We start from the raw sequence: 22077 nt of genomic DNA on the forward strand, positions 1-22077 counted from the left end.
CGCGGAGTTGTCCGACCCGGTGTGCGTCACGCACGATGCGGTGGGCATGCGGCGAACGACCGCACCGGGGAGGGGCTTTCAGCATGATCATTTTTGGGACCAAGGGGTATCTGTACCAGCTCGCGATCCTGACGCTGCTGTGCGGCCGGTGCGGCAACCCCGCCGCGCACACCCTGCGCAAGCGGGTCACGAAGTTCTCCCTGTTCTTCGTGCCGCTGTTCCCCATCGCCGTCAGCTACCACACGCAGTGCACCTTCTGCGGGGCGCAGGACAAGGTGAGCAAGGACCAGGTGGATCACCTGCTGGCCCAGGGCGCGCCCGCCCCGGGAGCGCAGCCGCAGGGGCAGCCCCAGCAGCCGTTCCACTCCTGACTCAGTCGTTCCGCGCCCGCCTGCGGGCCGCGCGGGCGATCGGCAGGTACCGCAGCCGCTCGGGCAGCCGCGGGACGACCGCGCGCACGACGGCGCCGAAGCGCCGCAGCCGCCGCTCGTCCCGGGCCGTCCAGGCAAGACCCAGACGCTCGCGGACGGCGGGCGGGAGCATGCCGGTCGTGACGAAGACGTTCAGCCGCGCCGCCGGGGGCCGCAGCACGGGCCACAGCAGGCGCAGGACACGTCCCGCGGCGGGCGGCGGCGGCAGCGGACGGCTCGGGTCGAGCAACTCCCTCGCCACCGCGGTCGGTTCGAGCTCGTCGCGGACCATCGCGTCGAAGTACGGCCAGAACTCCTCGGGGGTGGCGGGCATGTCGCGGCGCCTGAGCCCGAGGATGTCGCCGAGGCGGAGCAGTTCGTCGTAGAGGCGGCGCTGCTCGCTCTCGTCCAGCGGGCGGGAGAGGTAGCGCGCGGCCCGCAGGAAGGCGGGGTAGGCGGTGGCGTGCACCCAGGCGTAGTTGGCGGGTGTCAGCGCGTGGTAGGGCCTGCCGCGGGTGTCGGTGCCGCTGATGTCCTTGTGCAGGGTGCGGAGTCTGCGGCCCTCCTCGATCGCGCGCCGGCCTCCGTAGACCCACAACTGCAAGGATTCGACCGAGCGTTGGGCCCGGCCCCAGGGGTCGGTGCGGAACACCGAGTGTTCGTCGACGCCCGCGCCGACCGCCGGGTGCATCACCTGGAGCACGAGGGCGGGCGGCAGGGAGAACACCAGCCGTACGTCGCCGGTGATCTCCCACAGGAGGGAGCCCGGGGCGAACGGGACCGGTTCGTTGCGCGTTTCCATGGCACCACCGTCTCAGCGGTCGCCGGCCGGCGCGAACGGGGGTCCCCCGGCCCCGGGCGCCGCACTCCGCCCGGGGCCGGGCGCCCCGCTCCCGCTCAGCCGTCGCCGTGGCTGCGCACGACCTCCTTCACCTTGGCGACGGCGAACCCCCAGCCCTGTTCCACGGTCGGCTTCGCCGGAACCGCGATCTCCTCGGGGTTGGTCAGCACGTCGAGCAGCACCGGACCGTCCACCGCGAAGGCGCGCCGCACGGCGTCCTCCAGTTCGGCCGGGTCGGTGACCCGGATGCCCGTGATGCCCATCGCGGTGGCGACGGCGGCGAAGTCGGGGTTGTCGAGCACGGTGCCGAACTCGGGCAGGCCGCCCTGTTCCTGCTCCAGCTTCACCATGCCGAGTCGGCGGTTGTCGAACACGACCAGTTTGACCGGGAGTTGCTGGGTCTTCAGGGTCATGAGGTCACCCAGCAGCATGCTCAGGCCGCCGTCTCCGCAGAACGCGACGACCTGCCGCTGCCGGTCGAGGCACTGGGCGCCCAGTGCGTGCGGCATTGCGTTGGCCATCGACCCGAGGTTGTAGGAACCGAGCAGCCTGCGCCCTCCCCGCATCTCCACGAACCGGGACAGCCACACGGTCGCCATGCCCGTGTCGGAGGTGAAGATCGCGTCGTCGGCGGCCACCCGGTCCACCACCGCGGCCAGTGCCTCGGGGCGGATGTCGTGGTCGCGGTTGTCCAGCGCGGAGCGGATGCGGCCGACGACGCCCTTGTCGTGGGCGGGGTCGGCGAGCCGCGCCTGCCCCGACCGCCACTGCGTGAACGCCTCGCGGGCCTTGTCCAGGTGCCCGCGGTCGCGGGCACCGTCCGTGCCGGCGGGCGGCGCGGCGAGATGGGTGAGCAGGTCGCGGACGGTGGCGCCGGTGTCCCCCACCAGACCCACTTCCACGGGGACGCGGCGCCCGATGTGGTCGGCCTCGGTGTCCACCTGGACGACGGTGCGTCCCTCCGGGTACCAGTCGCGGTACGGGAAGTCCGTGCCGAGCATGAGGATCGTGTCGGCGTCGTGCAGTGCCGACGCCGCCGCCGGGTTGCCGATCAGGCCGGTCTGGCCCACCTGGAAGGGGTTGCCGTCGCCCTCGAAGCCCTCCTTCGCCTTCAGGGTGAGCACCATCGGCGCCGCCAGCCGGTCGGCGAGCGCGAGGACGTCCTCACGGGCCGCGCGGGCGCCCCGGCCGGCCAGGATCGTGACGCGCTCGGCGCGGTCGAGGAGCTCCGCGGCCCGGCGCACGGCCGACTCCTCCGGACGGGTCACCGCGGGGCTGAGCGAGAAGCGGGCGGGCCGGTCCGCGCTCAGCTCCCGGTCGCCCACGTCGCCCGGCACGGTGAGCACGGCCACGCCCTTGCGGCCCAGTGCGGTACGCACGGCCGTCTCCAGCATCTGCGGCAACTGGTCGGGCGAGGTGATGGTCGCGCGGAAGACGGCGACGTCGCTGAACAGCGCGTCGTTGTCGACCTCCTGGAAGTAGTCGCTGCCGAGTTCGGTGAGCGGCACCTGTCCGGCGATGGCCAGCACCGGAGTGCGGCTCTTCGCGGCGTCGTAGAGCCCGTTGAGCAGGTGCACCGAGCCGGGGCCGACCGTGCCCATGCACACGCCGAGGGCACCGTCGCCGAGCTGCGACTGCGCGCTCGCGGCGAACGCCGCGGCCTCCTCGTGCCGGCACCCCACCCATTCCACGTCGTCGGTGGTGCGGATGGCGTCGGTCAGGGGGTTGAGCGCGTCTCCGACGACGCCGAAGACCTGGCGCACGCCAAGCTCGCTCAGGGCGTCCACGATGACGCGGGCAACGGTTCGGGCCACGGGGGTCCTCCAGTTCGTACGGACGGAACGGATGCGGGGTGCGCGGCGAGCGGGCCGGCCCTCGGGGGCGGCGGCTTTCGCGCGCGTGGCGGCACCCGAGGTGCCGCCACGTGAACTGCCTCTCGCGGCAGGGACGTTCACACGGTGAAGCGGTCCGGGTCGGCCGCCTTCCAGTCGGCGGCCCACGACTCGGGCGGTCCGGTGAGGAGTTGGCCGGGCGCCAGCCATTCGTACAGCTCCTCGTACGAGCGCTCGGTGTACGGGTCGATACGGCGGCGCAGCATGTGGGGGCGCAGGTCGGCCGGGTCGGTGACGCCCATGGACGCCATGAGTTCCACGGCGCTGGCCACCGTGGCGGCCTGGAGGCGCTGCACGCGCTGCGTCTTGTCGCCCACGTCCAACGCCCTTGCCCGGCGCGGATCCTGGGTGGTGACACCGGTGGGGCAGCGGTTGGTGTGGCAGCGCTGCGCCTGGATGCAGCCCACCGCGAACATCATGGCGCGCGCGGCGTTTCCGTAGTCGGCGCCCTGCACCAGACGCTTGACGAGGTCGGCCCCGGTGGCGATCTTGCCGCTGGCCCCGATCCTGATCCGGTCGCGAAGTCCCGCGCCGACAAGGGAGTTGTGGACGGTGAGCAGTCCCTCGGTCAGCGGCGTGCCGACGTGGTCGGCGAACTCCAGCGGGGCCGCCCCGGTACCGCCCTCGGCGCCGTCCACGATGATGAAGTCCGGGGTGGTGCCCTCCTCCAGCATCGCCCTGCACACGGCGAGGAACTGCTGCCGCGAGCCGACGCAGAGCTTGAAGCCGGTCGGCTTGCCGCCGGACAACTCCCGCATCCGCGCGACGAACCGGACGAGCTCGCGGGGTGTGGAGAACACCCGGTGGTACGGCGGTGAGATCACGGTGCGGCCCTCGGGCACGTCCCGCACGCCGGCGATCTCGGCGTTCACCTTGGGGCCGGGCAGCACGCCGCCGATCCCGGGCTTGGCGCCCTGCGACAGCTTGAGGGACACGCACTTGACCTGGTCGTGCGCCGCCTTGTCCGCGAACTCCTTCGGGTCGAAGTCACCGTCACGGGTGCGGCAGCCGAAGTATCCGGTGCCTATCTCCCACACCAGGTCGCCGCCGGGCCGCAGGTGGTACTCCGAAAGGCCGCCCTCACCGGTGTCGTGGGCGAAACCCCCGGCCGCGGCACCGCCGTTGAGGGCGAGGATCGCGTTGGACGACAGCGATCCGAAGCTCATGGCCGACACGTTCAGCAGCGCCATGTCGTACGGCTTGGCGCAGTCCGGGCCGCCGACGCGCACCCGGGGCGGCGTCCCGGGCGCCTCGCGCGGGGCCATGGACGGCACCAGGAACTCGTAGCCCGGTGCGTACACGTCGCGTTCGGTGCCGTAGGGCTGTTCGGCGTCGGTGCCCTTGGCGCGTTCGTAGACGATGCTGCGCACGTCGCGGTCGAAGGGGCGGCCGTCGAAGTTGCGCTCGACGAAGTACTGCTGCAGCTCCGGGCGGACGTGCTCCAGCAGGAACCGGGCGTGCCCGAGCACCGGATAGTTGCGGAGCACGGAGTGCTTGCGCTGCGCCAGGTCCCACGTACCCAGCAGGCCGAGCAGGAGCAGGGGCACGGCGGCGAACCACCACCACGGCGAGAGAGCCACGGCGGCGGCGACCGCCGCCAGTGCGGCGGCCAGTGCCAGGACGACCATTCCGATGCGTATCACGGCCCCCGCGTTTCCCGAAGACCGCCGGCCATGTGTGGCCGCCGTACCAAAACACCGTCAAGAGCTGGGCCTTCCCGGCGGGGCGGGGTGACGGACGCGCGCGGCGGTCAGCGGCCCGGCGGCCGCCATTCGAACATCAGGATGGTCGCGTCGTCCCGGAGCCGGTAGGTGCCCGCGTCCAGCAGTGAGTGGATGAGCCGCCGCAGGGTCTCCGCCGGCAGTTCGCCGGCCGCCGTGGCCCGGATGATGTAGTCCCCGAACCGTTCGAGGCCGAACAGACTGCCGTCCTGCGTACGCGCCTCGGTGACTCCGTCCGTGTACATCAGCACGCGGTCCCCGGGCTGGAGCGTCATCTCGTGGGTCTGCCGGGGACGGGGCGACAGCAGCGACGGCATGCCCATGGGCGGGTCGGCCTCGCGTTCCATGGCATCGACGATCAGCACCTGGTCGCGGATGAGCAGCGGTGCGGGATGACCGCAGTTGGTCCACCGCAGGAGGCCGGTCGCCAGGTCGAGCTGCGCGAGCACGCCCGTGCAGAACCGGTCCGGCAGCCACTCGGCCAGCGCCTCGTCGACCCCGGCGACGAGGTCCGGCAGGTCCTTGCCCGTGCGCCGGGCGTTGCGGCACGACGCCAGGGCGACCGCGCTCGTGAGGCCGGACGACAGGTCGTGCCCCATGGAGTCGAGCACTCCGGCGTGCAGGCTCGACGCGGTGAGCGAGTGGTCGAAGGCGTCGCCGCCGAGCTGGTAGGCGGGTTCCAGCACGCCCGTGGACACCACGTGGGCGTTGCCGATGGTGCGCGGCGGCAGGAAGGCGCGGAGCATCTCGGCCGGCAGTTCCATGCGCTCGGTGCGGGTGCGCCGTACGAAGGAGTCCTTGTACGCGCGCTTCGAGGTGATCATCATGCCGAGCAGCGACGCGAGGGCACGGGCGCGGGTCAGCGCCACGGCGGTGAGGGCGTTGCTGTGCACGGCGAGGACGCCGAGCCGCTCCGCTCCGTCCAGAAGGGGGAGCCAGACGGTCACCCCGCCCGTGTCCGCCTCCTCCACCCGCAGGGACTCGGTGCGGTAGGTCCAGCCCGCGAGCGAGCCGTCGACCGGGAGCACGCCGGTGACGTCGGTGAGCGGGACGAGGTCGCGCTGTTGCAGGTCGGCCAGGTAGACGACCGCGTGCTGCAACCCGAGCGCCTTGGCGCAGCGCCCGACGGCGGTGGGCAGGTCGAGGGTCAGGTTGGCCGGGTCGGCGAGAAAGTCGTGCAGGGGTTCACCGCCGGTGTCCGAGAACACCACCGCGTTCCTCCTCTCCACCCGGGCGCGGCCCGCCGGGGCCGCAGAGGTCACTGGGAGGAAGTCTCACACCGGGTCGGAGGGCCCGCTCGGTGAGAACGCCTGGCACGGCCCACGGCCCCTGCCCACGGTCCCGGCTCCCGGACAGCGGGCGCCGGGGCGGTGTGCGGTTCCGCGGCGCGTCAGCCGGCCGGCCGGGGAACCGTGCGCGCCGCCCGCGGCGCGGCGCTCCCCCGTACGGCCATGTCCGGCAGGGCCCGCCACCCGACGGGGACGTTCCGCATGACCAGGGCGCAGTCCAGGGCCGCGGTGCCCGGAGGGAAGCGGTCCGGGTCGTCGAAGTAGGACGACGTGACGGAACGGACGCGGCAGGCGTCCAGGTGCCAGGCGTCGGTCGACAGCTCCATGCCGTCGAGGCGGTCACCGGACCGGGTGGCGGAGTAGCCCCTGCTCCCGGCGCGGAAGAAGCGGGAGGCGTCCGCGAGGTCGGCGAAGAGTCCGCTGTCCCGCACCTCGTCGGTGAGTTCGACGTGGACGTCACCGGCGACCCGGTCCGCGCCGCTGTCGCGCGTCGCGAATCCGACCCGCAGTTCGCCCGCCGTCTCGTGCACGTCGAAGGCGGCGCGGCCGTGCTCGCCGGGGAAGAGCCGGCCGCCGGCCAGGGCGTTGAGCCGCGAGTCGGTGTCGCGGCGCGGGATGTAGACACCGCTCTCCACACCGTCCGGACCGTCCCACTCGACGGCGACGCGGTGGGCGACGTTCTCACTGCGCAGTCCGAACGCGGCGGGCGCCCCGGCCGGGCGGGCGTGCCCCAGGCGCAGCAGGCAGATCCCGGCGACCGCGTGGCCGCGCACCAACTGCGGGCGCAGCGGGGCGGGGAGGAGCCGGGCCGCCGCGTCCGGATCGACGCGGTAGTTCACGAGGAGCCGCCGTTCGACGACGCTGGCCAGCCGTAATCGCATCACGATTCCTCGTTCCGGTGGTCGGGACGCCACTTGGTGCGGCGCAGCACGATCTGTTCGGGGCACACGGCGCTGAGGAACCTGCCCACGCAGGTGGCCAGGCGGTCCTCGGCGAGTGCGTAGAGGATGCGGTTGCCCTCCCGGCGCTCGGTGACGAGGCCGGCCCCCTTGAGCACGCCGAGATGCCGCGAGATCGAGGGTGCGCTGATGGAGAACCTGCCCGCGATCTCCCCGGCGGCGAGTTCACCGCCCCGCAGGTCCTCAAGGATCTGCCGCCGCGTCGGATCGGCAAGCGCCCGGAAGGCCCCGGCCTCGTCCTCTGCTTCCGTCATGGAAACTGTTTAGCACTTTGGCTAAATACCTAACAAGGGCCGGGCGTGACTGTGACTGAGCGCTTCGTTTGGCGAGTTGAGCACTGCCGGCACGGCATCGCCGGCCCAGCCTGCTCGGACCAGGCCCGGGTTCCGGGGTGCGAGAACGATGTAGGGATGCGTCGATCAGCGGGAGGCGGACCGGCGCCGTCTTCACGGCCAAATGACCGAGACCCCCGCGGGCAGGGTAGGGGACCATCCCAGAAAAACGTCAACTCCTCATCCCAGCGCGGCATTTGACCTACAGTCCTGGGGTCGAGGGAGCCGCGAAGGGGGAGCCGAACATGGTGGCGGAGAACATCGACGATGTCGTCGACGGCCTTGCCGAGATCGTGCGCGAGGCCGTCCGCACCGGAGACCGGATCGGGTACTTCGCCGCGCTGTACCGACAGGTAACCGTCGAGGTCCGCAAGACCATCCATGAAGATCTGTTCGACGACGGTCCCCGCATGGATCGCTTCGACACCCACTTCGGCAACCGCTACTTCGAGGCATACGACGCCTGGCGTCGCGACCGGAGCGGGCCGCGCTGCTGGCGCGAGACGTTCGGACTGCTGGACGACACCGACACCGTCATCGTCCAGCACCTGCTGCTCGGCGTGAACGCACACATCAACCTCGACCTGGCCGTCGCCGCCGCACGGACCGGCCCGGGCGCGGACATCCACGGGCTGCGGCGCGACTTCCTGCTGATCAACGACATCCTCGCGCGCGTGGTGCTGGCCGTGCAGGACTCGGTCGACGCCCTGTCGCCCCTGCTGTCGCTGCTGGACAAGGTCGGCGGCCGCACCGACGAGCAGATCCTTGACTTCAGCATCCGCCAGTCCCGCGAGGAGGCCTGGTACAACGCCGTCCTGCTCGCCGGCCAGAGCGAACGGGAGCGCGAGGCCACCCTCGAACGCCTCGACATCCGAGCCGCTGTGCTCGCCAGGCTGATCGCACGGCCGACCGGTATCGTCCGGCCGGCCCTGGAACTGATCCGGCGGACCGAGAGCGGTGACGTGCCGACCGTCATCGCGCGCCTGGACAGGGCGATGGAGCGCTCCTCCACCTGATGGTCAACTGGAGTCCAGCGCCACCAGACGGCAAGGCAAGCCATGTAGCTCAGCTCGCCAACTCAACGGCTCACTCGCCAACTGAGGCACTCGGTCACAGTCACATGACTTGCCGGGCAGGGCGCCCGGGTTCAGAAGTCCAGGTCCAGGTAGTCGATGTCGTTGATCTCGACCTCGCTGAGGTCCGCCGCCCGGGTGCCGCCGTCCTGGAAGTAGACGTTCTTGAAGCCGTCCGCGATGATCCGGCGCAGTTGCTGGTCGCCCGCTCCCTGGTCGCGGGCGTCGAAGAGGCGTTGCGCGTAGGCCGGCGGGAGGTGCACGGTCAGCCGGCGGAAGCGGCCGTCGTCCGTGGTGCCGACGGGGGCCGTGTAACCGAACCTGGCGCGTGTCTCGACCGTGATGCCGCCGCTCGTCGCCGCCTGGCTGCGGCGGCGCTTGCGGACCCGGGGCTGCCACCGGGACCGGACCGCCGCGTCGATCTTCTCCGCGATGTGCGGAGGGGGATTCTTGCGCGCGCCGCGCCGGTAGCGGTTCACGGAGTCGGCGGTGATCCCGAGTTCCGCCGCCACCGCGCGGGCCGTCTTGAGCTGTTTCAGCAGGAAGTTGATACGGGCCTGGAGCCCCTTCGGGGGTTCGCGGGTGAACCCCTCGCTGTCGGCCCGCCGGAGGGCGTCGTCGATGTCACCCATGCGCTGCTCAGCTCTCTTCCGCGGTCGGGGCGACCCGCACCGTATCGTCCGTGAAGCGCGAAGTGGCGTACGGCACGGGCAGGTTCGGACTCGTCGGACTCATCGGCGCGTTCACTCGCCCTCGTCGAACGCCGCGTCGTGGCCGTCGCCCTTGATGTGGCGGGCGGGGTTGTGGCCCTGTTCCATCAGGTCGACCGCCCAGGCCACCTCCTGGACACCCTCCACCTTCGCGAGACCGGGACTGCAACCGAGCCGGAAACTGCCGGGCAGCGGCTTGCCCGAGGTGGTGTACGGGAGGAAGTCGAGCGGGCTGCGCCCCGGTGAGGGGTAGACGACGCAGTCGGAGAGCACGGCGAGCGGGAACAGGCCCGTCGCCTCGGCGGTCCTGAGCATCTTGCGGTGCATGTTGACGCGGGCCCTGCTGATGACGGCGGCGCGGATGTCCGGCCGCCAGGTGGGGCGTTCCATCGCCGGCCACGGCTCGCCCTGCTTGTAGCGGCGTCCCTGCGGGCGCTCGCGGAGCTTGCCGATGCCGCCCTTCACGGTGGCCTTGACGGCCGCGAGGACCGCCGCCATCGCCGGGTCGGTCTCCTTGTGCCGTTCCATCGCCGCGAGGAAGCCGGCGTCGTCCAGCTCCTTCGTGACACCGAGGTCGGCGAGCGTGTCGAGGTAGGCGCTCCGGAGCCGGTCGTGCCAGGGGTCGAGGAAGGCGCCGGTCTCGCGCCGCAGGTATGCCTCGACGGGCGTGACGTTGTATCCGAGTTCCTGCGCGTAGGCGACGGTCGTGGTGTGGTACCAGGCAGGTCCTTCCGGGCGCCGGCCGTTCGGCGTGAACGGGGACGGCAGGCGCGGGTCCAGTTCGACGTGGGAGAGGTCGACCAGCCAGGACCCGGGGATCTTGGCGTTGAACCGCGGGCCGTGGAAGTGGTCGGGTGCCGAGAGCCCCACGGTCAGCCTGCTCGCGGCCGCGAGGAACGCGACGTTCAGGTCGAGGCCGACGGCCCACGGCAGCATGCACTCCGCGTCGGAGAGCAGGTCGACGTCGCGCACCCACTGGTACGCCTCCTCGTCGAGGAAGCCGCCCGTCCAGCCGCCGTTCACGACGACGGGGTGCTCCGGGGTCGCCTCGGGCGGGGCCGGGTCGACAGGTTCGGTGCCCAGCGAGCCGGGGTTGTGCCCGGAGACCCACTGGCCCGTGGCCTCGTCCTTGACCGCCCGCGTGGGAGGACGCAGCGCGGTCATCAGCTCCAGGCCCGAGACGGCGGTGGAGCCTCGCGGAGTGAGGACCCGCTGCGCGTAGACACCGAGCACCCGCGCGATCTCCGGTGGCTCCAACTCGGCGACGCCCGGCCAGGACCGCGTGTCGAGCGCGTCCCAGGACAGCACGGCGAACTGCACGCACTGCCGCCGCCCCGCCTTGGCCGGCCGGTACACACGCGCCCACGGGCCGAACCCGCGCTGGGTGAGCTTCCACTTGGCTCGGGCGATCTGCTTGACCACGGGGTGATCGTCCGCGAGGCGCAGCGAACGGCGCTGTTCCGCCGTCTCCAGCCGCTCGGGGAGACCGAGCTTCACGGCCGCCGCCCCGGTGAGCACGACGAGGGGGTCGCTGTCGTTGCCGTTGCGGTGCAGGCGCGCGGCGCCGAGGTGGGCCTCGCCGAGCGTCCACTCGACGAGCTCGACGAGGGTGGTGGCAGGGCAGTCCTGCACGACGCCCTGCGCGCCGAAGGCGTTGCCGTCCCCGTCGAGGACGACCAGGGGGCCGTGCTGGAAGGGGGGCGCCGCGATGTTCGGCACGGCGCGGTTGCGGAGCGCGGCAGCCGGGCGCCGGGCGGTCGCGGGCCGACGGGCGGTGCGCGCCCCGGCGTCGACGGCCGGGGGGCCGGAAGCGGGGGCGGCGACCTCGCCCGGGACCACCGGGGCGGCGGGCTCCGGTACCGGTGCCGGAGTCGGCGCCGCGGGCCGGTCCGGCACGGGCCGCGGCGCCAACGAGGCTGCCGCCGAGGCGAGTTGGGGCTGCGCCGCGAGTTGGGGCCGCGCCTCGTCCACGGGGTGGCCTTCGCCCGGCACCGTCGCGGCGCCGGGCACCTGCCGCCGCTCCGCCCACCCCTCCAGCAGCCGCCGGTACGCCTGGAGACGCGGCGGACGTGGCTCGGAGCGGCCGTTCTCCCAGTTCTTCACGGTCTGCGGGGTCGTCCTCAGCGCCTGGGCGAGGCGGGCCTGCGTGATGCCGGCGCTCTCGCGCAGCCGGGCCCGCTCCGCCGGAGGAGGCAGCTGGGGCTCCTCCTCCAACAGCGCGTCGACGGACGCGAACAGCTCTTCCTCTGTCGCCATACGGCCTTCCACCTCCGTCGCGGATCCTAACGGATCACACGCCGGAATTAGCCGCTTTCTTTAGCTCTTTCTGATACCCGGACACGGCTTCCGGCTCCCGGCCGAAAGAGGTTGAACCTGGGCGCCGCGCACCTCCCCGGCACCCCAACTCCCTTCACTCCCTTGCTCGTTGGGTCGTCAGGATGCAGAGGACCACGGCCGCGGCGGCGATCGGTGCCACCGGCGGTACCCGCTCGCCCACGAGAAGCGCGGACCAGAGCAACGAGACCAGCGGCTGGGCGAGTTGGAGCTGGCTCGCCCTGGCCACCCCGGCGAGCGCCATGCCCCGGTACCAGACGACGAAGCCGGCGAACTGCGACACGGCGGCGACGTAGAGCATTCCGGTCACCGCCTTCGCCGTGATGTGCACCGGCTCCGACGGAACGGCCACGAGGAGGGTGAGCGCCGTCGCGGGCAGCGCGGCGACCACGCCCCAGGCGATGACCTGCCATCCGGGCATGTGACGCGAGAGGCGTCCGCCCTCCGCGTACCCGGCCGCGCACAGGAGGAGCGCGCCGAGGAGGAACGCGTCGGCGACGGTCGGTCTGCCGTGGCTCTGTTCGAGGGCGAAGGCGACGACGGCGACCGCGCCCGCCACCGCTCCCCACCAGAAGAGGCGCGAGGGCCGCACGCCGGTGAGCACGACCGAGGCCGTGGCGGTGGCCAGGGGCAGCAGCCCGATGACGACGGCGGAGTGCGCGGTGGACGAGGTCCGCAGCGCCAGCGTGGTCAGCAGCGGGAAACCGACGACGCAGCCCACGGCGACCGTCAGGATCCCGGCCCAGTGCCGCCGGTCGGGCAGCCGGACGCGGTTGACGGCGAGGCAGGTTCCCGCGAGGACGGCGGCGAGGACGCCGCGCAAACCCGTGACGGTCCAGGGCCCGAAGCCCTCAAGTGCCCATGCGGTGGCCGGGAAACTGAACGAGAACGCGAGGACGCCGAGGCCGGCGAGGAGGGTGCCGCGGTGCGCCCGCGGCCTCGCTCCGCGGTTCACTGTTACCGCTCGCGGGAGAGTAGCGCTATCTTGTTCCGACATGAACGATGGTAGCAGTGTGGCGATCTTGCTCGACGTCCTGCGGAACGAGCTGGATCGCTACCCGGACGGCGGGAAACTGCCGTCGAGCCGCGTCCTCATGGAGCGGCACCGGGTGAGCCCGGTGACCGTCTCCCGCGCGATCGCCGCACTCGTAGCCGAGGGTCTGGTGGTGTCCCGGCCGGGAGCCGGGGTCTTCCGCGCGAGCGGCGCGCGGCGGTACGCCGGCGCACCCCCGTCGGGGGACCTGTCCTGGCAGGAGATGGCGCTCAGCGCGAGCACCGGCGGAGGTGGCACCCGTGCCGGCTCGGCAACCGGCGGCGCGCGGCCGGACGCGCACGCGGACACCGCCGCCGACCCCGCTCCGGCCCCGACGCGCATCGGCGCACCCGCGCCGGACGCCTCCGGAATCCTCGCCACGCTCGCCGTGCCGCCGCCCGACGTCGTCGACCTCAACGGCGGCTATCTGCACCCCTCCCTCCAGCCCGAGCAGGCGATGGCCGGAGCCCTGGCACGGGCGGGTCGCCGGCCCGGTGCCTGGGAGCGACCGCCGGTCGAGGGCCTGACGGATCTCAGGTCCTGGTTCGCACGGGACATCGCGGGGCCGGGCTCCACGCTCAGCGGCGCCGATGTCCTGGTCACGGGCGGCGGTCAGGGGTCGCTCGGCATCGCGTTGCGGTCCTTGGCGGCCCCGGGCGCACCGGTGCTCGTCGAGTCGCCCACCTATCCGGGCATGCTCGCCTCCGCACGGGCCGCCGGCCTGCGGCCCGTTCCGGTCCCGGTCGACGCGGAGGGGGTGCGCACGGACCTCCTCGCCGACGCCTTCCGGGTCACGGGTGCGCGGCTGTTCGTCTGCCAGCCCCTCTTCCACAACCCGACGGGGGTGACGCTGTCCCCGGAGCGCCGTCCCGAGGTGCTGCGGGTCGCGCGGGCGGCCGGCGCCTTCGTCGTGGAGGACGACTTCGCCCGGCGGCTCGTCCACGCCGACTCGCCGCCGCTTCCCCGGCCGCTGGCGGCCGACGACCCGGACGGTGTCGTCGTGCACGTGCGGTCCCTGACCAAGGCCACCTCGCCCAGCCTGCGGGTCGGGGCGCTCACGGCACGGGGGCCGGCGATGGAGCGGCTGCGTGCGACGCAGGTCGTCGACACGTTCTTCGTGCCCCGCCCGCTCCAGGAGACCGCCCTCGAACTCGTGGGCGCGCCCGCCTGGCGGCGCCATCTGCGGACACTGGCCGGCGCACTGCGCGAGCGGCGCGACGTCCTGACCGACGCACTGCGCCGGGACGCCCCGGACCTGCGCCCGAGCGCACCGCGCGGCGGCTACCACCTGTGGGTGCGGCTGCCGGACGGTACGGACGAGACCGCCCTGGTGACGGCCGCTCTCCGCGCGGGCGCCGCCGTGACGCCGGGCAGGGCGTACTTCCCGGCGGAGGCACCGGGACCGTACCTGCGGCTGAGTTACATCAGCGCGGTGAGCGGCGACCAGTTGCGCGAGGGCGTCCGGCGGTTGGGGCGGGCGTACGCGCAGGCCGGTCCGGTCCGGGTGGGTGACACCCGGCCCTGACGCCTCAACAGCCGCGGCACGCGCCGGAGTCGGACCGCTCCCGCCCCGCGCCGGGGCCGGGGGCGCCCGCCCCCCGTGACCCGTCAGGGCTGCTGCCGGGCCGCCTCGCGGCGCTGCCGCTTGCCGAGCGGCGCCTGCGAGAGGTCCTCCGCCTGCGACCGGAGGTTCTTGTATCCGTAGCCCCGCTGCGTCAGCCAGGCGGCGGCCGCCTCCTCGGCGCGTTCGGTGGCCTCGAGGATGTCCTCCTCTTCCTCGCCCGAGTCGAGGAAGCGGAAGGTGAAGGCGGTGCGCGCGGCGATGTCGTAGGTGAGGTGGCCCTCCGGGGTGAACGCGGCGCGCAGTACGTCGTGCTCGGCCGCCCGGGAGGCCAGCTCCGCGCGCTGGTCGGCCTCGAGTCCGTCAAAAACGCCGCGTACGGTGACACGGAAGGTGCGAGTGCTCATCACGCGACCCTATGCGGGACGTCCCGCGGAACTCCACCGGGTTTGTCCGCGCGAGCGGCGGCCCCGCCCGCCGGACGCGGTGCCCCCGACCGCCCGCCGGTCAGCTCTCCGCCTGCTGCGGCGCACCCGCCGCCACGACCGTTCCCTGGGCGACCGCGACGAGGCGCTCGGCCTCGTCGGCACCGCCGATCACGTACACCGAGCACTGGCAGACGGCCTGCCGCCGCGTGGTCACCACCGCGTCGGCCCTGGCGACGACGACGTCACCGACCGCGGGCCGGGCGTAGTTGATCTTGTACTCGGCGGTGAGGGCGTCCCCGCCGAGCGCGAGTCCGCCCGCGAAGGTGAGGGCGTTGTCCGCGAGGTAACTGATGACGCCACCGTGGACGAAGCCGTGTTGCTGCTGGAGTTCGGGCCGGTTGCGGACCCGGATCTCGGCCGACCCCGGGCCGACGGCGGTGAGCTCGGCACCCACGAGTCGGCTGAACGGCTGCGCGGCGAAGAGACTCCGGGCGAGTGCGGTGAGGTCGGTCGTCATTCCCCAAGTCCTGTCGTCGTGAGTGTGGTTCGACGTCCGGCATCCGGCGTCCGGACCGAACGGGCGCCCGCCGGACACCGGGACGCCGACCACGGGCACGCCGCCGGGTGTTCGTTCCGGCGGCCCCAAGTGCACGACCGCGCGCGGGCGATCAGGAACACGGCACGGCGTCGGTCCACCCCGCACTGCCCAACACCCGCCTGCACGAGGCCTGTTCGCCCGCACACCGTTCCCCGACGGACCGCTTCAGGCCCGCAGGGCGGCAACCGCCTCGTCGGCCGTCGCGTAGAAGGTGAACACCTGGTCGAGCCCCGCGATCCGGAACACCCGTTGCAGGTCGGCGCTGAGACCGGCCAGCGCGAGCGGGCTGCCCGCGGAGGTCGCGCGGTGGTAGGCCGTGACGAGCACCGTGATGCCGGTGGAGTCGCAGTAGGTGAGGCCGGCGAGGTCTATCACCGTGCCCACCGGGCCGAACGGCGACTCGTCCACGGCGGTGCGTAGTTGGACGGCGGTGTGGTGGTCGAGTTCGCCCGCCGCGGACAGCACGGTGGCTCCGTCGGGCCGGGTCTGCGAGGTGACGGTCAAGGTGCGGTCGGTCACCGGTTCTCCTGTGCGCGTGGGGCTGGATGGTCGGTCGGTACGGAGAGGGAGAGCAGGGCCGTGTCGTCGGTGACGCCGTCCCCCAGCTCGCCCAGGAGGCGGTCGACGGCTGCCAGTGCCTGGTCGGCGCCGCGCGGCCGTGCCGTTGTCAGGTGTGCGGTGAGCCCGTGCTCGCCGAGCATGCTCCCGTCGGGACGGCACGCCTCGGTGAGCCCGTCGGTGTAGAGCAGCAGTGTCTCGCCCCGGGCGAGCCGGGTGGTGTTCCGCACGAAGCGAGGTTCGGGCAGCATGCCGACGAGCTGGCCGCCGAGGGTGGAGACGGGTTCGACCGTCCCGTCCGCGCGGAGCGCCAGCGCCGGGGGATGCCCGCCGCCGGCCACGGTCACGGTGAACGTGCCGTCGTCCTCGGGCTTCAGCACGCCGAAGACGGCGGTGCAGTAGCGCGGGTCGTCGCCCTGGTACTCGCCCTTGAGGACGGTGTCGAGGGTGGACAGGGCGAGGCAGGGGTCGGGGTCGCGGATGGCGGCGGCCCGCAGGGTGTAGCGGGTCAGGGAGGTCAGCGCGGCGGCGTCGGCGCCCTTGCCGCACACGTCGCCGAGGAAGAACGCCCACCGCCCGTCGTTGAGGGGGAACAGGTCGTAGAAGTCGCCGCCCACCTCGTTGTCGGCCGCCGTGTGGTAGGCGGCGGCGGTGCTCAGGCCGGGCACCTCCGGCAACGCGGGCGGGAGCAGGGTGCGTTGCAGTGTCCGGGCAAGGCGTTCGGCGTCCGTGCGCATCCGGCGCTCGTCGGCCACCGTGCGGATGGCCGAGAGGCGCAGCTCCAACTGGTCCGCCACCAGCGCGGCCAGGTCCTGGAGGGCGGCGAGCTGTTCGGCGGTCGCCTCCCTGCGGCGGGTGTCGAGGACGTTGAGGTTGCCGAGGTACTCGCCGTGCGGGGTGACGATGGGCGCCGCGGCGTAGAACCGGACGCCGAGGCCCGCGTGCACGATGGGGTTGTCCGCGGTGCGCGGGTCGAGGTGTGCGTCGGCCACGGCGGACGGCGTGTCGTAGACGAAGGCCGAGGCTCCTGCGTCGGGGGCGAGGCCGACCTGGGTGACACCGCCGAGCCCGTGTCCGGCCTTGAACCAGACGCGGTCGGTGTCCACGATCGCCACGGTCGCCATGGGCGCGTCGAAGAGGCGTGCGGCGAGCGCGGCGACCCGGTCGAAGGCGCCCTCGGGGGGTGTGTCCAGGATCTGGTAGCGGCGGACCGCGGCGAGCCGCCTGTCCTCGTCCGCCCGCGGGTCGCCGGTGCCGGCCGCCGGGGCGTCCCCGTCGGCCCGACGGCTGTCGGTGCCGTCCGCCCGGTGCCGGGCACCGGCGGTCGCGTGACGGTCGGCGGCGACCGGCGGTGCGGCAGCGTCCGCGAGCGGCGTGTCGGTGCGCGGCCCGGTCCCGGGAGCGGCCGGCTCCGGCGGCTCCCCGGCGCGTCCCGGCGCCTGCGGCCGCCGTCCCGGACGCCGTGTCCGCGCGTCGGGGACGCCCGTCTCGGCGTCGGCCGGACGGCGGCTGCCCACGACTCGGAGCGCGGCCCCGGTGGCCGTCCGCCCGCTCCCGTCCGGCGCTTCTACCACGTCGGGGTGGGGGCTCTCCCCCGTCACCGCCATCATCGCCCCCACTTGGTGTGTCTTCGCCCTGCCCGGCACCCCGGGGACGGGATGCCTCGCTTATCCTACGGATCGCGCCACCGATCTCCGAGAGTCGGCGAGAGACGGGCGGCGCCGTCCCGTCCGGAGCGGACCGGCGCGAGCGAGGGGAAGCCGAGTGGTGGGTTCCGAAGACACCGGTCACGAGCCGTCGGCCGCGGCCGTTCCGGACGTGTTCACGGCCGACAGCGAGGTGGGTGCCGATCTCGCCCGGGTGGACTGGGAGCGGACACCTCTGGGACCCCCGGAGGGCTGGCCACAGAGCCTGCGCACCTGTGTGAGCATCCTGCTGTCGTCCCGGTTCCCGATGTGGATGGCCTGGGGCCCCGAGCTGACCTTCTTCTGCAACGCCGCCTACCGCCGGGACACACTCGGGCGCAAGTACCCGTGGGCGCTGGGCCGGCCGGCGAGCGAGGTGTGGGCGGAGATCTGGGGCGACATCGGCCCCCGTATCGACACCGTGCTCTCCACGGGCGAGGCGACGTGGGACGAGGCACTGCTGCTGTTCCTGGAGCGCTCCGGCTACCCGGAGGAGACGTATCACACGTTCTCGTACAGCCCGCTGCGCGACGACGCCGGCCAGGTGGTCGGCATGCTCTGCGTGGTCCGCGAGGACACCGACAGCGTCATCGGCGAGCGCCGCATGGGGACGCTGCGCGACCTGGGCTCCGACCCCCGGGTGGTGCGCACCGAGCAGGAGATGCTCGCGTTCAGCACCCGGCAGCTGGAGGGCAACCAGTGGGACCTGCCCTTCACCCTGACCTATCTGTTCCAGGACGACGGCACCGCGGCGCTCGCCGGAACGACCGGCGTCGACGCCGGTCACCCCGCCGCGCGGCCGGTGCTGGTGGTCCCGCCGGAGCCGCCCGAGCCGCTTCCCCACCTGTCCGCGGAGCCGGCCGGGTCGGCGGACGAGAGCGGAGCGTGGCCCGCGGCGAGTGTGCTGCGCGGTGAGACCCCGCTGGTGGCGCTGGACGGTCCGCCCTTCACCGAACTGCCCTCCGGGCACTGGGCGGAGCCGCCGTCCGAGGCCCTGGTGGTGCCCCTGCTCCAGCAGGGCAGCACGCCGTACGGCTTCCTGGTGGCGGGGCTGAACCGGTACCGGCCGCTGGACGAGGCGTACCGGGGCTTCGTCGAGCTCGTGGCCGGGCACGTCGCCGCCGGCGTCGCGAGCGCGCGCAGTTACCAGGCGCAGCAGCAACGGGCGGAGGAACTGGCCGAGTTGGACCGTGCGAAGACGACGTTCTTCTCCAACATCAGTCACGAGTTCCGTACCCCGCTGACGCTCATCATGAGCCCGCTGGAAGAGCTGCGGGCGCGGCTGGACCCGGCGGACAGGCGGTCGCACGAGGAGCTCGAACTCGTCCACCGCAACGGCCTGCGGCTGGGCAAGCTGGTCAACACGCTGCTCGACTTCTCCCGTATCGAGGCCGGGCGGATGCAGGCGCGCTTCGAGCCGGTCGACCTCGCGGCCGTCACCGCGGAGCTCGCCAGCGTCTTCCGTTCGGCCGTCGAGCGGGCGGGGCTCACCTTCGAGGTGGACTGTCCGCCGCTCCACGACGCGGTGTACGTCGACCGCGGGCTGTGGGAGAAGGTGGTCTTCAACCTGCTCAGCAACGCACTGAAGTTCACCTTCGAGGGGTCGGTGTCCGTCTCGGTCGCCGCGGACCGCGACGGGGCGCTGGTCACGGTCGCCGACACCGGGATCGGCGTGCCGGCGCGGGAGATACCGCGCCTGTTCGAGCGGTTCCACCGCATCGAGAACACCCGGTCGCGGTCCAACGAGGGCAGCGGCATCGGTCTCGCCCTCGTGCAGGAACTCGTCGCCCTGCACGGCGGGGTCATCACGGCCGAGAGCTCCGAGGGCGCCGGGACCCGGTTCACCGTCCGGCTGCCGTTCGGTTCGGCGCACCTGCCCGCCGACGCGCTCGCGCCCGCCGCCGAACCCGCCGACGTGTCCGCGACCGCCGCGCCGTACGTCCAGGAGGCGCTGCGCTGGCTGCCGTCGGACAACGACGCCCTCGCCGAGGACGGCCTGGCCACGGACCCCGCGAGCGCCGGATGGAACTCCCTCTCCTCGGCGCCGGCCGCGGCCGCCCGCGTGCTGATCGCCGACGACAACGCCGACATGCGTGACTACCTGAGCAGGCTGCTGTCCGGCGCGGGTTACGAGGTGGACGCGGTGACCGACGGCAGGGCAGCGCTCGACGCCGTCCGCGCCGACGCTCCCGACCTGGTCGTCAGCGACGTGATGATGCCCCGCCTCGACGGCCTCGGCCTGGTCGCACGGCTGCGCACCAACCCCCGTACCGCGTCCGTGCCCGTGCTGCTGCTGTCCGCGCGGGCCGGTCAGGAGGCCTCCATCGAGGGGCTCCAGGCCGGGGCGGACGACTATCTGGTCAAGCCCTTCGCCGCCGCCGAACTCCTCGCCCGGGTGCGGGCGAACGTCGAGCTGTCGCGGCTGCGCAACCACCACATCCGGTGGCGCACTGCTCTCGTCGACTCGCTCCAGGAGGCGTTCTTCGTCTGCGACGAGGACGGCTCCGTCATCGAGATCAACACCGCGTTCACCGACATCCTGGGCTACCCGCCCGAGGAACTGCCGTACGCGGCGGAGCATCCGTGGTGGCCCGACGCGGAGACGGACCCCGCGGCGCACCAGCAGGTCGCGGACGCCTTCGCGCTGCTGCTCGGCAACGAGCAGGGCAGTTACACCATCCCGGTGCGGCACCGCGACGGGCACCGGCTGTGGGTGAGCGCCACGTTCAACCAGGCCAAGGACCCGGACACGCGGCGCAGTGTCGTCGTGGGGACCTTCCGGGACGTGACCGAGGAGCACTACGCGATCCAGCGCAAGACCGCGCTGGCCGCGGTCAGTCTGCGTCTGACGCAGGCCACGAGTCTGCCGGAGGCGCTGAGCGGCGCCCTGGAGGAGATGCGCGACCTGTGGTCGGCCCGGGGTGTCGTCGCGGCCGTCTTCGACCACGGCGACACGCCGAAGCTCACCGCCACCGACGCGGACACCCGCTGGTCCGACCTGCCGCCCGAACGGCGCGAGGCACTGGCCGCGCTGTGCGAACAGCCGCGGCTGACCCCGGTCATCGACACCCGCGGGGCGGGCGTCACCGTCGAACACCCGCACGGCCCCATGGTGTTGTGGATCGAGCTGGGCCCGCAGCGGCCGTTCACCGAGCAGGACGCGCTGCTGCTGTCGCTGCTCGCCGGTCACATCGCGCAGGGGCTCGCCCGTGCGGCACAGATCGACCAGCAGCGCGAGACCGCGCTCGCCCTGCAGCGCGCCATCCTCGGACCGTCCCGCCTGCCCGAGGGCTTCGCGGTGCGATACGAGCCCGCGGCGCGCCCCCTGGAGGTCGGCGGCGACTGGTACGACACGATCCCGCTGCCCGACGGCCGGATCGGCATCGTCGTCGGCGACTGCGTCGGGCGCGGGCTCGAAGCGGCCACCGTCATGGGCCAGTTGCGCAGTGCCTGCCGTGCCCTGCTGCTCCAGGACGCCGAACCGGCACGGACGTTGATGGCCCTGGACCACTTCGCCGCGGGCATCCCCGGCGCGGTGTGCACCACCGTGTTCTGCGGCGTACTGGACGCCGAGACGGGGCAGTTGACGTATTCGAGCGCCGGCCATCCGCCCGGCATACTCGCCCTTCCGGACGGCACCACCGTGCTCCTGGACGGCGGCCGGTTCGCGCCGCTCGCGGTGAAGCCCGGTGTGCAACGGCCGCAGGCCGAGACCACGGTCCCCGCCCGCGCGACGCTGCTGCTGTACACGGACGGTCTCGTGGAGCGGCGCAGGCGTCCGCTGACGACGGGCATCGACCAGGCGGGCGAGGCGGTGCAGGACGGCCGGGACTCCTCCGTCGACGACCTGGCCACCCAGGTCATGGACCGGCTGGCGCCGATTGACGGCTACGACGACGACGTGGCGCTGCTGCTGTACCGGCACCCCGCACCGCTCGACATGGTCTTCCCCGCCGAGTCGGCGCAGCTCGCGCCGGTCCGCAAGGCGCTGCGCAGCTGGCTCGAACAGTGCGACCTCCCGCCGCACACCGCGCAGAACATCCTGGTGGCCGTCGGCGAGGCGTGTGCCAACGCCGTCGAGCACGGGCACCGCGACGCGCCGGGTGAGACGGTGCGGCTGCGCGCGGAGGCGCTGGTGCAGGACATCCGGCTGATCATCGCCGACTCAGGTCACTGGAAGACGCCGCAGCCCGAGACGAACACCCACCGGGGCCGCGGAGTCGCCCTGATGCATGCCCTGATGCAGCAAGTCACCATCACACCCGGCCCGGTGGGGACCACCGTCGCCATGCATACGAGGATCGCCTGATGACCACGCCGCTCACTCTTGCCCCCGGACGCCGCCCGGACGGAACAGCGGTGCTCAAGGCCGTCGGCGAGATCGACATGAGCAATACGGACGCTCTCGCCTCCGCGCTGGAGAGCACCGAGGGGAGGCTGGTGATCGACCTCACCGGTGTCGACTACCTCGACAGCGCGGGGCTGAGCGTCCTGTTCTCACACGTCGACCGCATCGAGATCATCGCCGGGCCGCTGATCACCCCGGTCCTGACCGTCTCGGGCCTCGCCGACCTGGCGGCGGTGCACGACGCGGAACCGGGGCGGCCCGAGGGGTGACCCGCCCCGCGGGACAGGGAACTACGGCTTCGCCCG

At 73.0% G+C, this 22077-nt stretch carries 18 protein-coding genes; 5 read left to right on the plus strand and 13 right to left on the minus strand.

Annotation, left to right across the window (positions count from 1 at the left end):
* Positions 1-83: 83 nt before the first annotated feature.
* Positions 84-371 (plus strand): zinc-ribbon domain-containing protein, encoded by a 288-nt coding sequence (locus ACFZA0_RS07745; RefSeq protein WP_391012979.1) that lies wholly within the window; start codon positions 84-86, stop codon positions 369-371.
* 1 nt (position 372) lies between these two features.
* Here the strand turns inward: ACFZA0_RS07745 and ACFZA0_RS07750 are convergent, their stop codons facing one another.
* The 6 genes from ACFZA0_RS07750 to ACFZA0_RS07775 all read right to left on the minus strand — a co-directional run bounded on the left by ACFZA0_RS07750 (position 373) and on the right by ACFZA0_RS07775 (position 7366).
* On the minus strand, positions 373-1212 hold the full coding sequence (locus ACFZA0_RS07750; RefSeq protein WP_391012981.1) for an oxygenase MpaB family protein: 840 nt from the start codon (positions 1210-1212) through the stop codon (positions 373-375).
* 95 nt (positions 1213-1307) lie between these two features.
* Positions 1308-3065, minus strand: coding sequence for a thiamine pyrophosphate-dependent enzyme (locus ACFZA0_RS07755; RefSeq protein ID WP_391012982.1), 1758 nt, complete (start codon positions 3063-3065; stop codon positions 1308-1310).
* A gap of 137 nt (positions 3066-3202) precedes the next feature.
* On the minus strand, positions 3203-4786 hold the full coding sequence (locus ACFZA0_RS07760) for a glutamate synthase-related protein (RefSeq protein ID WP_391012984.1): 1584 nt from the start codon (positions 4784-4786) through the stop codon (positions 3203-3205).
* Positions 4787-4893: 107 nt separating this feature from the next.
* Complete coding sequence (locus ACFZA0_RS07765; protein ID WP_391012986.1) at positions 4894-6075, minus strand: SpoIIE family protein phosphatase; 1182 nt, start codon at positions 6073-6075, stop codon at positions 4894-4896.
* A 179-nt stretch (positions 6076-6254) separates the two neighbouring features.
* On the minus strand, positions 6255-7037 hold the full coding sequence (locus tag ACFZA0_RS07770) for a DUF2071 domain-containing protein (RefSeq protein WP_391012988.1): 783 nt from the start codon (positions 7035-7037) through the stop codon (positions 6255-6257).
* Positions 7034-7366 (minus strand): metalloregulator ArsR/SmtB family transcription factor, encoded by a 333-nt coding sequence (locus ACFZA0_RS07775; protein ID WP_391012990.1) that lies wholly within the window; start codon positions 7364-7366, stop codon positions 7034-7036. Before ACFZA0_RS07775 ends, ACFZA0_RS07770 begins: the two co-directional genes overlap by 4 nt.
* Positions 7367-7689: 323 nt before the next feature.
* Between ACFZA0_RS07775 and ACFZA0_RS07780 the strand changes: the two genes are divergently transcribed.
* Positions 7690-8460, plus strand: a complete 771-nt coding sequence (locus ACFZA0_RS07780) for a DUF5995 family protein (protein ID WP_391012992.1) — start codon at positions 7690-7692, stop codon at positions 8458-8460.
* A gap of 131 nt (positions 8461-8591) precedes the next feature.
* On the opposite strand, the gene tpg is transcribed toward ACFZA0_RS07780, so the two are convergent.
* The 3 genes from tpg to ACFZA0_RS07795 all read right to left on the minus strand — a co-directional run bounded on the left by tpg (position 8592) and on the right by ACFZA0_RS07795 (position 12558).
* Complete coding sequence (tpg, locus tag ACFZA0_RS07785) at positions 8592-9149, minus strand: telomere-protecting terminal protein Tpg (RefSeq protein WP_391012994.1); 558 nt, start codon at positions 9147-9149, stop codon at positions 8592-8594.
* 111 nt (positions 9150-9260) lie between these two features.
* Entirely contained in the window at positions 9261-11483 is a 2223-nt protein-coding gene (gene tap, locus ACFZA0_RS07790; RefSeq protein WP_391012996.1) for a telomere-associated protein Tap, read from the minus strand.
* Between the two features lie 154 nt (positions 11484-11637).
* Positions 11638-12558, minus strand: a complete 921-nt coding sequence (locus ACFZA0_RS07795) for an EamA family transporter (RefSeq protein WP_391012998.1) — start codon at positions 12556-12558, stop codon at positions 11638-11640.
* Between ACFZA0_RS07795 and ACFZA0_RS07800 the strand changes: the two genes are divergently transcribed.
* On the plus strand, positions 12557-14119 hold the full coding sequence (locus tag ACFZA0_RS07800) for an aminotransferase class I/II-fold pyridoxal phosphate-dependent enzyme (RefSeq protein WP_391012999.1): 1563 nt from the start codon (positions 12557-12559) through the stop codon (positions 14117-14119). The genes ACFZA0_RS07795 and ACFZA0_RS07800 overlap by 2 nt on opposite strands.
* An 83-nt stretch (positions 14120-14202) precedes the next feature.
* Here ACFZA0_RS07800 and ACFZA0_RS07805 read toward each other — a convergent pair whose 3' ends face one another.
* From ACFZA0_RS07805 to ACFZA0_RS07820, 4 genes are all read right to left on the minus strand, one after another.
* Positions 14203-14562: a DUF6204 family protein gene (locus tag ACFZA0_RS07805; protein WP_391013000.1), complete on the minus strand. Its 360-nt coding sequence runs from the start codon at positions 14560-14562 to the stop codon at positions 14203-14205.
* A gap of 100 nt (positions 14563-14662) precedes the next feature.
* Positions 14663-15100: a hotdog fold thioesterase gene (locus ACFZA0_RS07810; protein WP_391013002.1), complete on the minus strand. Its 438-nt coding sequence runs from the start codon at positions 15098-15100 to the stop codon at positions 14663-14665.
* 246 nt (positions 15101-15346) lie between these two features.
* A complete protein-coding gene (locus ACFZA0_RS07815; protein WP_391013004.1) occupies positions 15347-15700 on the minus strand; it encodes an anti-sigma factor antagonist in 354 nt (117 codons plus the stop codon).
* Positions 15697-17256: a SpoIIE family protein phosphatase gene (locus tag ACFZA0_RS07820; protein ID WP_391013006.1), complete on the minus strand. Its 1560-nt coding sequence runs from the start codon at positions 17254-17256 to the stop codon at positions 15697-15699. Before ACFZA0_RS07820 ends, ACFZA0_RS07815 begins: the two co-directional genes overlap by 4 nt.
* Before the next feature lie 247 nt (positions 17257-17503).
* Here ACFZA0_RS07820 and ACFZA0_RS07825 point away from each other — a divergent pair, with 247 nt between their 5' ends.
* Positions 17504-21733, plus strand: coding sequence for a SpoIIE family protein phosphatase (locus ACFZA0_RS07825; RefSeq protein ID WP_391013008.1), 4230 nt, complete (start codon positions 17504-17506; stop codon positions 21731-21733).
* Positions 21733-22041, plus strand: a complete 309-nt coding sequence (locus ACFZA0_RS07830) for an STAS domain-containing protein (protein ID WP_391013010.1) — start codon at positions 21733-21735, stop codon at positions 22039-22041. The genes ACFZA0_RS07825 and ACFZA0_RS07830 overlap by 1 nt, the downstream gene beginning before the upstream one ends.
* The last annotated feature ends 36 nt before the right edge of the window (positions 22042-22077 follow it).

The sequence above is a fragment of the Streptomyces sp. NPDC008150 genome (assembly GCF_042956945.1).
Lineage (GTDB): Bacteria > Actinomycetota > Actinomycetes > Streptomycetales > Streptomycetaceae > Streptomyces.

Coding starts and splice junctions, on each gene's coding strand:
- ACFZA0_RS07745 (WP_391012979.1), top strand. CDS start 84: ATGATCATTTTTGGGACCAAGGGGTATCTGTACCAGCTCGCGATCCTG.
- ACFZA0_RS07750 (WP_391012981.1), bottom strand. CDS start 1,212: ATGGAAACGCGCAACGAACCGGTCCCGTTCGCCCCGGGCTCCCTCCTG.
- ACFZA0_RS07775 (WP_391012990.1), bottom strand. CDS start 7,366: ATGACGGAAGCAGAGGACGAGGCCGGGGCCTTCCGGGCGCTTGCCGAT.
- ACFZA0_RS07780 (WP_391012992.1), top strand. CDS start 7,690: ATGGTGGCGGAGAACATCGACGATGTCGTCGACGGCCTTGCCGAGATC.
- tpg (WP_391012994.1), bottom strand. CDS start 9,149: ATGGGTGACATCGACGACGCCCTCCGGCGGGCCGACAGCGAGGGGTTC.
- tap (WP_391012996.1), bottom strand. CDS start 11,483: ATGGCGACAGAGGAAGAGCTGTTCGCGTCCGTCGACGCGCTGTTGGAG.
- ACFZA0_RS07800 (WP_391012999.1), top strand. CDS start 12,557: ATGAACGATGGTAGCAGTGTGGCGATCTTGCTCGACGTCCTGCGGAAC.
- ACFZA0_RS07795 (WP_391012998.1), bottom strand. CDS start 12,558: ATGTCGGAACAAGATAGCGCTACTCTCCCGCGAGCGGTAACAGTGAAC.
- ACFZA0_RS07805 (WP_391013000.1), bottom strand. CDS start 14,562: ATGAGCACTCGCACCTTCCGTGTCACCGTACGCGGCGTTTTTGACGGA.
- ACFZA0_RS07810 (WP_391013002.1), bottom strand. CDS start 15,100: ATGACGACCGACCTCACCGCACTCGCCCGGAGTCTCTTCGCCGCGCAG.
- ACFZA0_RS07830 (WP_391013010.1), top strand. CDS start 21,733: ATGACCACGCCGCTCACTCTTGCCCCCGGACGCCGCCCGGACGGAACA.